This window comes from Limimaricola cinnabarinus (assembly GCF_047631075.1).
GTDB lineage: Bacteria > Pseudomonadota > Alphaproteobacteria > Rhodobacterales > Rhodobacteraceae > Limimaricola > Limimaricola cinnabarinus.
Genome location: NZ_JBLHYX010000002.1, coordinates 242,324 through 256,998 on the forward strand (window position 1 = coordinate 242,324; position 14,675 = coordinate 256,998).

Genomic DNA, 14,675 nt, shown 5'->3' on the forward strand with positions numbered 1-14,675 from the left:
CATGCTCCTGTCCCTGATCAAGATCCTGGTCTTCGTCGCCGTCGTTGCCGGCCTCACCTGGGGTGCCGCGCGGCTCACCGACGTGACCGGCGGGGCCGAGATCGCCATGGCGGGCTACGAGGTCACCCTCGGGCCGCTCCAGCTGGTGCTGGCCATCGCGCTCCTCGCCCTTCTCGGCTGGCTCCTGTTCAAGGCGCTCGGCTTCCTGCTGGCGCTGGTGCACTTCATCAACGGCGACGACACCGCCGTCAGCCGCTGGTTCTCGCGCTCGCGCGAGCGCAAGGGCTACAAGGCGCTGGCCGACGGCATGATCGCGCTGGCCTCCGGCGAAGGCGAGACGGCGATGGCCAAGGGCCGCCGCGCCCAGCGCTACCTGCGCCGCCCCGAGATCACCTCGATCCTCGTGGCACAGGGCGCCGAACTGACGGGCGACCGCAAGACCGCCGAAGGCGCCTACCGCGAGCTGGTGCAGATCGACCGCACCCGTTTTGTCGGCATCCGCGGCCTGATGCGCCAGCGTCTGGCCGATGGCGACACCGACACCGCGATGAAGCTCGCGCGGAAGGCTTTCGAGCTGAAGCCGCGCCATGTGGAGACGCAGGACACCCTGCTTCGCCTGCAGGCCGAGGCACATGACTGGTCCGGCGCGCGCGCCACGCTCGATGCCAAGCGCCGCTCAGGCAGCCTGCCGCGCAACGTCGCCAAGCGGCGCGACGCGGTGCTCGCACTCTCCGAGGCGCGCGACGTGATCGACGAGACCGCAAGCATCGAAATGCGCGAGAAGGCGATCGAGGCCAACCGGCTCTCGCCCGACCTGATCCCCGCCGCCGTCATGGCCGCGCGCAGCTACCTCGCCGTCGGCAATACCCGCTATGCCACCCGCGTGGTTCGCAAGGCGTGGGAGGCCGAGCCGCATCCCGACCTCGCGCAGGTCTTTGCCGAGATCGCGCCCGAAGAGGACGCGCAGGCCCGGCTCAAGCGGTTTTCGGTGCTGGTCAAGGCGCGCCCCGACCACCCCGAGACCCGGATGCTCGAGGCCGAGCTTCTGATCGCGGCCGAGCAGTTCAACGAGGCGCGCCGCGCCTTGGGCGATCTGGTGGAGACCGACCCGACCGCGCGCGTGCTTACCCTGATGGCCGCGATCGAGCGGGGTCGCGGCGCCGACGACGCGGTGGTGCGTGGCTGGCTGGCGCGGGCGCTGACCGCGCCGCGCGGCCCGCAATGGGTCTGCGAGAACTGTCATAACGTGCATTCACATTGGGAGCCGGTCTGCTCCAACTGCCACGCCTTCGACACGCTGGCCTGGACCCGTCCGGCCGAGAGTGGCACGCCCCTGCCGCGCGGCACCGAGATGCTGCCGCTGATCGTCGGGGGCAGCGCCGGCCGGACCGATGCCCCCGTGCCGGCAGTACGCGAAGGCGCGGCCACCGCCTCGCCCCTCCCCGCCCGCGAGAGCGCCTCGCCCGCAGCTGCGACCTCGTCGGTTGACGAGGCCGAGATCGTCGGTGCCGAAACGGTGACGGCTTCGGACAGGACCGAGGCCGAGGCGGTGACGGCGGCACGAAAATAGCCCTTTTCCCGCCGCCGCCCGGGTGCTAAGAGGCGCCCGGGCGCCGCTGTAGCTCAGCTGGTAGAGCACGTCATTCGTAATGATGGGGTCGGGGGTTCGAGTCCCTTCAGCGGCACCACCGCACAAGCGGTCACATGAAAAAGGCGCGCCCCCGGGCGCGCCTTTTCTTTTTCCGGCAGGTATCTTTCAGCGCGGGCTGCGCTTGGCGAGAATGCGCTGCAAGGTGCGGCGGTGCATGCCCAAACGGCGCGCCGTCTCGCTGACATTGCGGTCGCACAGCTCATAGACCCGCTGTATATGCTCCCAGCGTACCCGGTCCGCGCTCATCGGGTTTTCGGGCGGCGGCGGCAGCGCGTCGCCGCGGGCCAGAAGCGCGTTGGTCACCTCGGTCGCGTCGGCGGGCTTGGACAGGTAATCGGTAGCACCGATCTTGACCGCCGCGACGGCGGTGGCGATGGCGCCATAGCCCGTGAGCACCACGATGCGCGCCTCGGGGCGGCTCTCGCGCAGCGCCTCGACCACGTCGAGCCCGTTGCCGTCCTCGAGCCGCAGATCGACCACCGCATAGGCGGGCGGAGACTGCGTCGCGATGCGCCGCCCTTCCTCGACCGTGCCGGCCATGGTCACCGCGAAGCCGCGCTTTTCCATCGCCTTGCCGAGACGCTTGAGGAAGGTCTCGTCGTCATCAACGAGCAGCAGGCTCGGGTCCGGGCCCAGATCGATGGTCTCCGCGTTCATGGACAGCTCTCCTTCCGGGCGTTCTCGAAACCTAGCTTCGCATGGCGCCGGGTCAATCCGCCGCCTCGACGAGGCAGGCGGTGCGCTGCGCCACCTCCTCGGGGCCGTCGTCGCGGCCGAAGAACTCGACCGTGCCCCGGCCCGGCAGCGCCAGATAGGTCATCGTCTGGTGGTTCATCAGGTAATAATCGGGGTCTTCGTCGGCGCGGGCGTAATAGGTCGAATAGGCCTTGGCCGCCGCGGCGATCTGCGCCTCGCTGCCTGACAGACCGACCATTTCGGGGTGCATGTTGGCCGCATAATCGCCCATCACCTCGGGCGTGTCGCGCGCCGGATCGACGGTGATGAACACCGGCTGCGCGTCGATGCCGTGATCCTCGGCAAGGATGTCGACGGCGGCAGCGTTGCGGGCGTTGTCGATCGGGCAGACATCCGGGCAGGAGGTATAGCCGAAATAGATCAGGCTCGGCTCAGTGATGACATCGGCGTCGGTGACCTCGCGGCCCGCCCCGTCGATCAGGGTGAAGGGCCCACCGAGACGGTTGAATCCCCCCGCGACATTGCCGGTGCGGCAGGCGGCGAGCCGGTCCGAGGGGGCAAGGATCGTCGTGGCGATGAGCGCGCCGCCCATCAGGGTGGCGACGATGCCGGCGGCGGCGATGGCGACGGGGCGCTGCATGAAAACTCCTGTGAGACGGACCATACGCTGGGGCATGGGGCGGGCCGCCGCATTGATGGCGGCGCGGGCCCTGCCTATCAATGGTCCTCATTGACGCACAAGCCGGAGCCGCGCCTTGCCCCTACCCGACACCGAACTGGCGATGCTGCGCGATCAAGGCCGGCGCAACCGCGTGCGGCTCAAGACCCAGATCCTGCTGCGCTGGATCGCCGTGGCGGGGCAGACCGGCGCGGCGCTGGTGGCGGCGCTGGTCTACGGGCTGATCTTTCCCACCGGCCTTGTGGCGATCACCATCGGGGCGGCGGGCATCGCCAATCTGCTCGCGGCGTTCCTGCTACCGGCGACGCGGCGGCTGAGCGAGGGCGAATCCACCGCGATGCTGGTCTTCGACATCGTCCAGCTTTCGGTGCTCCTGTGGCTCACCGGTGGGCTCGACAACCCCTTCGCGCTGCTGATGCTGGCCCCGGTGACGATCTCGGCCACGATGCTGCGGCTGCCCGGCGTGCTCCTGATCGGTGGGCTGGCGCTGGTGTCGGTGACGGTGCTGTGGCTGTGGAGCCTGCCGATCCTGTCGCCGCAGATGACCGCGCTTTCCTCGCCCGAGCTGCTGCGCTTCGGCTTCTGGCTGGCGCTGGCGACCGGCATCACCTTCATCGGTCTCTACGTGCGGCGGGTGACACTCGAGCGGCAGGCGATGGGCGACGCGCTGGCGGCCACGCAGCTGGCGCTGGCGCGCGAGCAGAAGCTCACCGATCTGGGCGGCGTCGTCGCCGCCGCCGCGCACGAGCTGGGCACGCCGCTGGCCACGATCACCCTCACCGCCGCCGAGCTGGCCGACGATCTCTCGGACCAGCCCGAGCGGGCCGAGGACGCGGCGCTGATCCGGGCCGAGGCGATGCGATGCCGCGACATCCTGCGCTCCATGGGACGGGCCGGCAAGGAGGACACGCATCTGCGGCAGGCCCCGCTCGAGGCGGTGGTGCGCGAGGCCGCCGAGCCGCATCTGGCCCGCGGCCGCGAGGTCGTCTTCGCGGTGGGGGCCGAGCCGGAGGCGACCGGGAGCGCCGAGGCGCAGCCGGTGATCCATCGCCGCCCCGAGATCGTGCACGGGCTGCGCAACCTGATCCAGAACGCTGTCGATTTCGCCGGGGAGCGGGTCGAGATCGACCTGTCATGGACCCGCGACAGCGTGATGGTGACGATCGAGGATGACGGGCCGGGCTTTCCGCCCGGCCTGATCGACCGCATCGGCGATCCGTTCATGCGCTCGCGGCGCAGGCCGGGCTACGAGGGCATGGGGCTGGGGCTGTTCATCGCCAAGACGCTGCTGGAGCGCTCGGGCGCGCGGCTCAGCTTCGCCAATGGCGGCGAGCGGCTGCGCGCCAGCGGCGCGGCCGCGGGCGGCGCCATCGTCATGGTCGCATGGCCCCGCGACACGATCGAGGCGCAGCCTGCAATCGGCGCGCCGAATCCGTATTTCCTGCCCTGACCGAGACCGGTTCTGCCGATGAGCGGCGATTAACGCCTGATTAATGTTTCCTGCGCAGTCTGGCCGAACACCCGTCACAGTTGCGTGTGGAGATGCCTTTGAGCCCCGTTGCCCCCTTGCTGGTCGTCGTCATCGTATCGACCGTTTCGGCGACGGCGATCGTGATCCTGCTGTCTTGGGTGACGCACATGGATTGGGGGCGGCGGGCCTCGCCCCGCGCGGCGCGCAGCGTGTTCCTGTTCGACGGCGAGTGTCTCGTCGATGCCAGCCTCCCGGCGCGGCGCCTGCTCGACCGTCTCGAAGGATCGGGTACCGAGCGCGCCTTGTTGTGCGACCTGCTAGAACACCGATTTCCGGGGCTGGTCGCCCGGCTGGAGACGGTCCAGGGCGATGGCAGCTTCCGGCTCAGGGCGAATGGCGGTTTCGGCCAGATTGAGGTCGAGCACTGGAACGGTCTGCTGCGCCTGACCCTCGATTCCGAAGGGACAGGGGACGCGCCGGTCGATCCCATAGCCTTCGCGGCCCTGCAGGACGAGCTTGAGACGCTGCGCTGCATCGGTGAGGACGCGCCGCAGCTGATCTGGAAGCTCGACGAGGGCGGGCGGCTGAGCTGGGCCAACCGGGCCTATATGCGCCTTGCGGAACGGATGTCCGGCCCGGCCGAAGCCGCCACCGACTGGCCCCCGGACGAGCTGTTCGAGACCTCCGATTACGCTCCGCTCGGCACGGGGGCCGAATGCTGCCGGGTCAGCCTGCTGCTGCCGGGCGAGGAGCGGCACTGCTGGTACGAGATCACCCGTCTGCGGCGCGGCACCGAACGCGTGCATTTCGCGCTCGACGTGACCGGAATCGTCGAAGCTGAGCAGACCCGTCGCAAGTTCATCCAGACCCTGACCAAGACCTTCGCGCAGCTCGCCATCGGCCTTGCCATCTTCGACCGTGATCGCAAGCTCGTGATGTTCAATCCCGCATTCCACGACCTGACCGGCCTGCCCACGGCCTTTCTCAGTTCGCGCCCGCAGGTGCAGACCGTGCTCGACCGTCTGCGCGACCGCAGCATGCTGCCCGAGCCCAAGGATTACGCCAGCTGGCGCGAACAGGTCGCCGCACTCGAGGCGCAGGCCACGCGCGGCACCTATTGCGAGACGTGGTCGCTCCCCGGCGGGCAGACCTACCGCGTCACCGGGCGGCCGCATCCCGACGGCGCGGTCGCCTTCCTGTTCGAGGATATCAGCGCCGAGATCTCGCTTACCCGGCACTTCCGCGCCAAGATCGAAACTGCCCGCGCCGTGCTCGACACCCTGCCCGAGGCAATCGCCGTCTTCTCGGCCAGCGGCACCCGGTTGTTGCACAACGGCGCCTACGAGGATCTGTGGGGCGCGCCCGACCCGGGCCTGTCCGAAACCGGTCTGCTCGACGAGATCGTCCGCTGGCAGAACATGATCGCCCCGACCCCGGTGCTGGGAGAGCTGCGCGATTTCGTCACCGCCTTCGGCGAACGCGCCGAGTGGTCCGACCGGCTTCGCCTTTCCGACGGGCGCGGCCTTTGTTGCCGCTTCACCCCCCTGCCCGGCGGCACGACCATGACCAGCTTCTCGCCCGAGACGCCGGACCGGTCCCGCCTCTCGGCGCAGACCCTGACCACCGGCGAAGAGCCGCGCGACGGCAAGGAGCCGATCCGCCTGCAAAGGGGCTGACCCGGCGTTTCGGCTTGCAGCACACGGCCCAGCGCCTAGGTTGCGGCCATGAGCCTCCTTGCCGGTCCGATCCTCCTTCCCGACGAATCGCACAGCCTCGCGCTGGCGCGTGCCCTGGCGCCGCATCTGCGGGCAGGCGACACGCTGTTGCTCTCGGGGCAGATCGGCGCGGGCAAGAGCTTTTTCGCGCGGGCCCTGATCCGCGCGCGCACCGGCAACCCCGAGGAAGAGGTCCCCTCGCCCACCTTCACCCTCGTGCAGAGCTATGACGCGCCGGGCGCCGAGATCTGGCATTGCGATCTCTACCGCCTGTCGGACCCGTTCGAGCTTGTCGAACTGGGCCTCGAAGAGGCGATGGGCCGCGCCATCTGCCTGATCGAATGGCCCGACCGCATGGGCGACATGGCCCCGCCCGAGGCGCTGTCGCTGGCCTTCGAGGCGCGGCCCGACGGGCATCTGCTGAGCATGTCCGGCCCCGAGGCCTGGCACGCGCGTCTGGAGCCGGTCCTTGCCTGAGATCGACGCCTTCCTCGCCCGGCACGGGTTCGGGTCCCATGCCCGGGCGCCGCTGGCGGGCGATGCCTCGACGCGGCGCTACGAACGGCTGACGGCCCCGTCGGGCGAGAGCCTGATTCTGATGATCTGCCCCACCGACACGCTCGCGGCGCTCGACGCCTTCGTTGCCGTGGCGCGTCATCTTTGCGGCCTCGGTCTCTGCGCCCCGGCGATCCACGCGCTCGACCGTGACGCGGGCCTCGCAGTGATCGAGGATCTGGGCCCCGTGCAGGTCGCGCAATGGGCCGAAGCGCATTCGGGTGATACCGCCCCCTACGAAACCGCGATCGACGTTCTGGCCCGGCTGCAATCGGCGGCGGCGCCCGCCGGTCTCTCGGCGCTCACCCCGGGGGTCGGCGCCGAGATGATCGCGCCGCTGGGCGAGTGGTACGCGCCCGGCCTCGACCTCGACCCGCTGCAATCGGCTCTGCGCGACGCGCTGGAGCGGCACGCGCCCGAGGCGTCGGTGCTGGCGCTCCGAGACTATCATGCCGAGAACCTGATCTGGCGGCCCGAGCGCGCGAGCACCGACCGGATCGGCCTGCTCGATTTTCAGGACGCGCTGCGCGCGCCGCCGGAATACGATCTCGTCTCCTTGCTGCGCGACGCGCGCCGCGACGTGTCGGAGGATCTGCGCGCCGCGATGATCGCCCGTTTCGCCAGCGCCACGGGCCGCGATGCGAAGCAGGTCGCCGCCGCCTGCGCCGTGCTGGGGTTGCAGCGCAACCTGCGCATCCTCGGCATCTTTGCCCGCCTTGCCCGACGCGACGGAAAAACCCGCTATCTGGCACTGATGCCCCGCGTCTGGAACCAGATCCGCGCCGATCTGGGCCACCCGGCGCTGTCCGGCGTCGTCGCCTGCGCCGCTGCCATCCCCGCCCCCGAGGAGACCGCCGCATGACCCCCCAAGGGACGCCCAGCGCCATCATGATCTTTGCCGCCGGCCTCGGTCGCCGCATGGGGCCGCTCACTGCCCAGCGCCCAAAGCCCATGGTCGAGGTCGGCGGACGGCCCCTGATCGACCACGCGCTCGATCTCACCGCGCCGCTGATGCCGCTGCGCCGCGTCGTCAACCTGCACCACCGGGGCGAGGTGCTGCGCGATCACCTCGCGGGCCGCGACGTGATCCTGTCGGACGAGACCGACAAGCTGCTGGAGACCGGCGGCGGCCTGCGCAAGGCGCGCCCTCTGCTCGGGCCCGGTCCGGTCTATACGCTGAATTCGGACGCGATCTGGTCCGGGCCGAACCCGCTCACTGCGCTGAAGCGCGCTTGGGACCCGTCTCGCATGGAGGCGCTGCTGCTGCTGCTCCCGCGCGAGAACGCGATGGGTCATACCGGTCCGGGCGATTTCCTCGTCGATGCCGAAGGGCGGCTCTCCCGCGGGCCGGGACATGTCTATTCGGGGGCGCAGATCATCCTGCCCGACGGGCTCGACGCGATCCCCGAGGAGGCGTTCTCGCTGAACCTGCTATGGAACGAGATCGCGGCGCGCGGGCGGCTCTATGGCGTCGTCCATGACGGGCATTGGTGCGATGTCGGCCGCCCCGACTGCATCCCGATCGCCGAATCCATGCTGCAGGGCGATGATGTCTACTGAGAGCTTTCCCGCCGCCACACTTTTCTCGGATACTGGCCCCTTCTCGGATGTAGGCCCCGCCCATCTCTACGCCCTGCCCTGCGGCGTCGATTTCGCCGAAGGGCTGGTGGCGGGGCTGCGCGCGCGCTTTGGCGACGAGGGCCCCGAGGCGATGGCCCGCGTCACCGTCTATCTCGGCACCAACCGGATGCGCCGCCGGGTGCGCGACATTTTCGATCAAGGCCCGGCGACGCTGCTGCCGCGGCTGCGGCTGATCACCGATCTGGCCCTCGATCCGCTGGGGCCGGAACTGCCGCTGCCCGTCGCCCCCCTGCGTCGCAGGCTGGAGCTGACGCAGCTCGTCTCCCGGCTGATCGAAGCGCAGCCCGACCTTGCGCCGCGCGCGGCGCTCTACGACCTCTCCGACAGCCTCGCCGGGCTGATGGACGAGATGCAGGGCGAGGGGGTGTCGCCCGACAACATTGCCGGTCTCGACGTGACCGACCTCTCAGGGCATTGGGCCCGCTCGCTGCAATTCCTCAACATCGTCAACATCTGGTTCGGCCCTGACGCCGCCCCCGACCGGGAGGCGCGGCAGCGCATGGCGGTGGAGCGGCTGATCGCGACATGGGCCAAGGCGCCGCCCGCCGATCCGGTGATCGTCGCGGGCTCCACCGGCTCGCGCGGGGCGACGGCGCTGCTCTTGCAGGCCGTGGCGCGACAGGAGAAGGGCGCGGTGGTGCTGCCCGGCGTCGACATGGACCAGCCCCAGGACGTGTGGGAGCGCCTCGACGAGGCGCTCGCCGCTGAGGACCACCCGCAGTTCCGGTTTCGCCGCATTCTGCGGATGCTCGACATGGAGGCGGCCGACCTGCGGCTGTGGCACGACATGCCCGCCCCCTCGCCCGCGCGCAACAGGCTGGTGTCGCTGTCACTGCGCCCGGCACCCGTCACCGACCAGTGGCGCGACGAAGGGCCGGAGCTTGGCGATCTCGGCCCCGCGACCGAGGGGCTGACGCTCTTGGAGGCGCCCTCGCCCCGGATGGAGGCCGAGACCATCGCGCTGCGCATGCGCGCCGCCGTGGACGAGGGCAAGACCGTGGCGCTGGTCACGCCCGACCGGATGCTGACGCGGCAGGTTGCGGCGGCGCTCGACCGCTGGGATCTCGTCGCCGATGACAGCGCGGGCGTGCCGCTGCCTCTGACCCCGCCGGGGCGGTTCCTGCGGCTGGTGTCCGAGATCATGGGCGAACGGCCCGGCCCGGCGGCGATCTTGTCGCTCCTGAAGCATCCCTTGTGCCATTCGGGGCGCGACCGGGGCCCGAATCTTAGACGTGCCAGAGAGCTTGAACTTGAGCTACGCAAAAAAGGGGCAGCCTACCCTGAGGCCGATCTACTTAAAGAATGGGCCATAAGAACCGCTGGTAAGACACCAGGTCGAATTGAATGGGCCGACTGGCTCTGCGAGGCGCTGAGCCTCGTGCCCGAGGCGGGCGACAAGCCGCTGTCCGAGCATCTCTCCTGCCACCTGAAGCTTGCCGAATGCCTCGCCTCCGGTCCCGGGGCCGAGGGCAGCGGCGGGCTGTGGGACGAGGTGGCGGGACGTGCGGCGCGGCAGGCCTGCGAGGGGCTGGCCGAACATGCCGAGGCGGCGGGCGAGATGGGCATCCGCGACTACCGCTTGCTGTTTCTCGGCGTGCTGCGCCGGGTCGAGGTGCGCAACCCCGATATCGGCCACCCGCAGGTGCTCATCCGTGGCACGCTCGAGGCGCGGGTGCAGGGCGCGGATCTGACCATCCTCGCCTCGATGAACGAAGGCTCCTGGCCCGAAGCGCCGCCGGCCGATCCGTGGCTCAACCGCAAGATGCGGGCGCAGGCGGGGCTGTTGCTGCCCGAGCGGCGCATCGGGCTTTCGGCGCATGACTACCAGCAGGCGGTGGCGGTGCGCGAGGTCTGGATCACCCGCTCGACCCGCTCGTCTGACAGCGAAACGGTGCCCTCGCGCTGGATCAACCGGCTGACCAACTTGCTTGAGGGTCTGCCCGATCAGGGCGGGCGCGCGGCATTGGCCGAGATGCGCGCGCGGGGCGCCGACTGGCTGGCGCGCGCGACGGCGCTCTCGGCGCCGCAGTCCCGCGTGCCCCCCGCGCCGCGCCCGAGCCCGCGCCCGCCGGTCGCGGCCCGGCCCGACCGGCTCTCGGTCACGGCGATCCGCACGCTGATCCGCGACCCTTACGCGATCTATGCGGGCCGCGTGCTGCGGCTGCGCGGTCTCGACCCGCTGACGCCCAACCCCGGCGCCGCGCTGCGCGGCACGGTGCTGCACGAGGTGTTCGAGCGGTTCCTGAAGGATGGCATCGCCCCCACCGATCCGGCCGCGCGCGCAAGGCTGATGGAGGTCACCGAACAGGTGCTCGAGGCGCAATGCCCCTGGCCCACCGTGCGCCGCCTCTGGATCGCCCGGATCGCCCGGATCAGCGACTGGTTCCTGACCACCGAGGCCGCGCGGCAGGCGCTGGCCACGCCGCGCCATTTCGAGACGGACGGTGCGGCCGTGATGGAGGATCTGGGTTTCACCCTGACCGCGCAGGCCGACCGGATCGACGAAGGCCCCGAGGGCCTGCGCATCTACGACTACAAGACCGGCAAGCCGCCCACCGTGCCGCAGCAGAAGAGCTTTGAGAAACAGCTTCTCTTGGAGGCCGCGATGGCCGAGCGCGGCGGTTTCAAGGATGCGGGCAAGGCCCGTGTCGCGGGCGCCGCCTATATCGGCCTCGGCGGTCAGGGCACCACCGTGCCCGCGCCTTTGGACGAGATCCCGCCCGATCAGGTCTGGGCGCAGCTGCGCGACCTGATCGGGCGCTGGCAGGAGCCGGATCGCGGCTATTCGGCCCGCATGGCGATGATGAGCGACAAGGACCGCAGCGATTACGACCACCTGTCGCGCTTTGGTGAATGGGACTTCTCGCAGGATGCCCGAGGGGAGGATGTCGGATGATCCGCGATGACGCGACCGAGCGGCAGGTCCGCGCCGCCGATCCGACCAATTCGACATGGCTTTCGGCCAATGCGGGCTCGGGCAAGACCCGCGTGCTCACCGACCGGGTGGCGCGGCTGCTGCTCGACGGCACCGATCCGCAGAACATCCTGTGCCTGACCTACACCAAGGCCGCGGCCAGCGAGATGCAGAACCGCCTGTTCCGGCGGCTTGGCGAATGGGCGATGATGGAGGATGCCAGCCTGCGCGACGCGCTGGAGCAGCTCGGCACGCCGCAGGCGATCACGCTGCGCTCGGCCCGCACGCTGTTCGCCCGCGCGATCGAGACGCCGGGGGGCCTGCGCATCCAGACGATCCACTCGTTCTGCGCGGGGCTCTTGCGGCGCTTTCCGCTCGAGGCCGGGGTCAGCCCGCAATTCACCGAGATGGAGGACCGCACCGCGCAGCTTCTGCGCGCCGAGGTGGTCGACGCGATGGCCTCGGGGCCGGAGCGGTCGCTCGTGGATGCGCTGGCGTTTCAGGCCCCCGAGGGCGATTTCGACGATCTACTGCGAGAGATCACCGGGCGGCGCGAGGCGTTTCTGGGCGCGCCCGACGACGAGGGGCTGGCGAGGTATTTCGACCTGCCCGCCGGGCTGACGCTGGCGCGGTTCTACGATGTCTGTCTCGATCCGGATGATCTCGACACGCTGGACGCGCTCAGGGTGCTGCTGCGCAAGGGATCGGTGACGGATCAGAAGGCCGCCGACAGGCTCGATGCCCTCGATCTGAAGGCCACCCCCGATGCGGGTCTGCTCGATCTTCTCGAAAACCTGCTGCTGTTCGGCGCCAGCGCCGCCGCGCCCTTCGGCGCCAAGATCGGCAAGTTCCCCACCAAGAAACTGCGCGAGAGCGACCCTTCGCTGATCGAGCGGCTCGACGATCTCATGACCCGGATCGAGGAGGGGCGCGCGACGCGGCTGACCCTGATCGCCCTCGAAAAGACCCGCGTTCTCGACGCTTTCGCCCGCGCCTTCGTGCCCGCCTACGAGCGGCGCAAGCTTTTGGGCGGCATGCTCGACTTCGACGACCTGATCGGCAAGGCGCGCAAGCTGCTGACCGACCCGGCGGTGGCGCAATGGGTGCTGTTCCGGCTCGATGGCGGCATCGACCATATCCTCGTGGACGAGGCGCAGGACACGAGCCCGGCGCAATGGGCGGTGATCGAACGGCTGGCGCAGGAGTTCGCGGCAGGCGAAGGCGCGCAGCCCGACCGCCGCCGCACGATATTCGTCGTCGGCGACAAGAAGCAGTCGATCTATTCGTTCCAAGGCGCCGATCCCGAGGGTTTCGACCGGATGCAGCAGCACTTTGCGCAGCGGCTCGAAGCGGCGGGCGCGGGGCTGAACCGGCTCGACCTCGAGCATTCCTTCCGGTCCTCGGAGGCGATCTTGCGCGCCGTGGACGCGACCTTCGTGGGACCGCATCGCGAGGGGCTGGGCAGCGAGGTGCCGCACCGGGCCTTCAAATCGGCGATGCCGGGCCGCGTCGATCTATGGCCGCCGGTCGAAAAGCCCGACACCGAGACCGAGGAGGAGGATTGGACCAACCCGGTCGACCGCCCCGGCGAGACCGACCCCTCGGTGGTGCTGGCGCGGCGCATCGCCGACGAGATCGCCCGCATGAAGGCCGAAGAGACGATCCCGGTCGAACGCGGCCATTCGGGCATCTATGACCGTCGCCCGGTGAGCGAGGGCGACGTGCTGATCCTCGTGCAGCGGCGCTCGGCGCTCTTTTCCGAGATCATCCGCGCCTGCAAAGCCAAGGGGCTCAACGTCGCGGGTGCCGACCGGCTGCGCATCGGCGGCGAGCTGGCGGTCAAGGACATCGCGGCGGTGCTGCGGTTCCTCGCCCTGCCCGAAGACGACCTGTCGCTGGCCTGCGCGCTGCGCTCGCCGCTCTTGGGCTGGAGCGAGAACGACCTCTATCACCTTGCGCAGGGTCGCCCCGGCCATCTCTGGCCGCAACTTCGCGACGCCCGGACGCGCTACCCCGAGACCCTGTCCGTGCTCGACGACATGCGCCGCCAATCCGACTTCCTGCGTCCCTACGACCTGATCAACCGGCTGCTCTTGCGCCATGACGGCCGCCGCCGCCTGCTGGCGCGTCTCGGCCCCGAGGCCGAGGACGGGATCGACGCGCTGCTGTCTCAGGCGCTCTCCTACGAGCAGGCGCAGGTGCCGGGGCTCACCGGTTTTCTCGAATGGCTCGAGACCGACGACCTGGAGATCAAGCGGCAGGCCGAATCCGCGGGCGACCGCCTTCGAGTGATGTCGGTGCACGGGGCCAAGGGGCTCGAGGCGCCGATCGTGATCCTGCCGGACAGCGCCAAGCGGCAGGTGAAGCTGAACGACAGGATCTATGCGGCGGGTGAGGCGCAACTCTGGGCCGCCGGGCCGTCGGCGGCGATGCCCGAACCGATGCGCGAGCTGCGCGAGGGGCTGATCGACGCGCAGGAGCGCGAACGCCGCCGCCTCCTTTACGTGGCGATGACGCGGGCCGAAAGCTGGCTCATCCTCTGCGCGCCCGGCGATGTGGGCGAGGCGGGCGAAAGCTGGCACGCGACGGTGGCCGAAGGGCTGGAGCGGATCGGGGCCGAGGCCATGCCGATGCCGGGCGGCGAGGGGCTGCGCTATGCCCATCTCGACTGGGCCTGCGGGGAGAGGCTGGCACCGCGCGCCGAGGCCACCGCCCTGCCCGCGCCGCCGCGCTATCCCGCCGTGGTCCTGCCCGACGCCGCCCAAGCGACGCTGTCGCCCTCGGATCTCGGCGGTGCCAAGGTGATGCTAGGCGACAGCGACCCCGACGAGGGCGAGGCGGCGCGGGCGCGCGGCACGCTCATGCACCTGCTGCTCGAACACCTTCCCGCCCTGCCCGAGGCCAGCCGCGAGGCGCAGGGCCGCAGGCTTCTGGCCAATGCCGAGGAGGCCGCAGAGGTCGAGGAGACCGACAGCCTGCTCGCCGATGCGCTGGGCCTCGTCGGCGCGCCGGGGCTGGAGCGGGTCTTCGCCCCCGGCACGCTGGCCGAGGCGGGGATCACCGCCGCCCTGCCCGAGCTTGGCGACAGGCGGTTGCACGGCGCGATCGACCGGCTGGTGATCGCGCCCGACCGGGTGCTGGCCATCGACTTCAAGACCAACCGCATGGTGCCGGGGCGCGCGGAGGACACGCCCGAGGGCATCTTGCGGCAGATGGGGGCCTATGCGGCGATGCTGGAGCGGCTCTGGCCCGACCGGCGGGTCGAGGTGGCGGTGCTGTGGACCGCCCAGGCGCGGCTGATGCCCCTGCCCCGCGATCTCGTCATGACGGCGTTGCGCCGGGCCGCCCATTGA

General features: G+C 70.3%; 10 protein-coding genes and 1 tRNA gene. 9 read left to right on the forward strand and 2 right to left on the reverse strand.

Annotated elements, in window-relative coordinates:
- Position 1 precedes the first annotated feature (1 nt).
- Both ACJASC_RS02995 and ACJASC_RS03000 read left to right on the forward strand, forming a co-directional pair.
- Positions 2-1,570, forward strand: coding sequence for a heme biosynthesis protein HemY (locus ACJASC_RS02995; protein ID WP_415143429.1), 1,569 nt, complete (start codon positions 2-4; stop codon positions 1,568-1,570).
- Positions 1,571-1,612: 42 nt separating this feature from the next.
- A tRNA-Thr gene (locus tag ACJASC_RS03000) sits at positions 1,613-1,688 on the forward strand.
- 68 nt (positions 1,689-1,756) lie between these two features.
- Here the strand turns inward: ACJASC_RS03000 and ACJASC_RS03005 are convergent.
- Positions 1,757-2,308, reverse strand: coding sequence for an ActR/PrrA/RegA family redox response regulator transcription factor (locus ACJASC_RS03005; protein ID WP_021695191.1), 552 nt, complete (start codon positions 2,306-2,308; stop codon positions 1,757-1,759).
- Positions 2,309-2,360: 52 nt separating this feature from the next.
- Entirely contained in the window at positions 2,361-2,987 is a 627-nt protein-coding gene (locus tag ACJASC_RS03010) for an SCO family protein (protein ID WP_021695190.1), read from the reverse strand.
- 142 nt (positions 2,988-3,129) lie between these two features.
- Here ACJASC_RS03010 and regB point away from each other — a divergent pair, with 142 nt between their 5' ends.
- The 7 genes from regB to addA all read left to right on the forward strand — a co-directional run bounded on the left by regB (position 3,130) and on the right by addA (position 14,675).
- Positions 3,130-4,476: a sensor histidine kinase RegB gene (regB, locus tag ACJASC_RS03015; RefSeq protein WP_415143509.1), complete on the forward strand. Its 1,347-nt coding sequence runs from the start codon at positions 3,130-3,132 to the stop codon at positions 4,474-4,476.
- A gap of 98 nt (positions 4,477-4,574) precedes the next feature.
- Positions 4,575-6,173, forward strand: coding sequence for a PAS-domain containing protein (locus ACJASC_RS03020; protein WP_415143431.1), 1,599 nt, complete (start codon positions 4,575-4,577; stop codon positions 6,171-6,173).
- 48 nt (positions 6,174-6,221) lie between these two features.
- Complete coding sequence (gene tsaE, locus ACJASC_RS03025; RefSeq protein WP_415143433.1) at positions 6,222-6,689, forward strand: tRNA (adenosine(37)-N6)-threonylcarbamoyltransferase complex ATPase subunit type 1 TsaE; 468 nt, start codon at positions 6,222-6,224, stop codon at positions 6,687-6,689.
- On the forward strand, positions 6,682-7,629 hold the full coding sequence (locus ACJASC_RS03030; RefSeq protein ID WP_415143435.1) for an aminoglycoside phosphotransferase family protein: 948 nt from the start codon (positions 6,682-6,684) through the stop codon (positions 7,627-7,629). The genes tsaE and ACJASC_RS03030 overlap by 8 nt, the downstream gene beginning before the upstream one ends.
- Entirely contained in the window at positions 7,626-8,327 is a 702-nt protein-coding gene (locus ACJASC_RS03035) for a nucleotidyltransferase family protein (RefSeq protein ID WP_415143437.1), read from the forward strand. Before ACJASC_RS03030 ends, ACJASC_RS03035 begins: the two co-directional genes overlap by 4 nt.
- On the forward strand, positions 8,317-11,304 hold the full coding sequence (gene addB, locus ACJASC_RS03040; RefSeq protein ID WP_415143511.1) for a double-strand break repair protein AddB: 2,988 nt from the start codon (positions 8,317-8,319) through the stop codon (positions 11,302-11,304). Before ACJASC_RS03035 ends, addB begins: the two co-directional genes overlap by 11 nt.
- Entirely contained in the window at positions 11,301-14,675 is a 3,375-nt protein-coding gene (addA, locus tag ACJASC_RS03045; RefSeq protein WP_415143439.1) for a double-strand break repair helicase AddA, read from the forward strand. The genes addB and addA overlap by 4 nt, the downstream gene beginning before the upstream one ends.

Bases quoted from the DNA above. Each gene is read 5' to 3' on its own strand.
- ACJASC_RS02995 (WP_415143429.1), top strand. From the start codon at position 2: ATGCTCCTGTCCCTGATCAAGATCCTGGTCTTCGTCGCCGTCGTTGCC.
- addB (WP_415143511.1), top strand. From the start codon at position 8,317: ATGTCTACTGAGAGCTTTCCCGCCGCCACACTTTTCTCGGATACTGGC.
- ACJASC_RS03035 (WP_415143437.1), top strand. From the start codon at position 7,626: ATGACCCCCCAAGGGACGCCCAGCGCCATCATGATCTTTGCCGCCGGC.
- ACJASC_RS03005 (WP_021695191.1), bottom strand. From the start codon at position 2,308: ATGAACGCGGAGACCATCGATCTGGGCCCGGACCCGAGCCTGCTGCTC.
- addA (WP_415143439.1), top strand. From the start codon at position 11,301: ATGATCCGCGATGACGCGACCGAGCGGCAGGTCCGCGCCGCCGATCCG.
- tsaE (WP_415143433.1), top strand. From the start codon at position 6,222: ATGAGCCTCCTTGCCGGTCCGATCCTCCTTCCCGACGAATCGCACAGC.
- ACJASC_RS03010 (WP_021695190.1), bottom strand. From the start codon at position 2,987: ATGCAGCGCCCCGTCGCCATCGCCGCCGCCGGCATCGTCGCCACCCTG.
- regB (WP_415143509.1), top strand. From the start codon at position 3,130: ATGCTGCGCGATCAAGGCCGGCGCAACCGCGTGCGGCTCAAGACCCAG.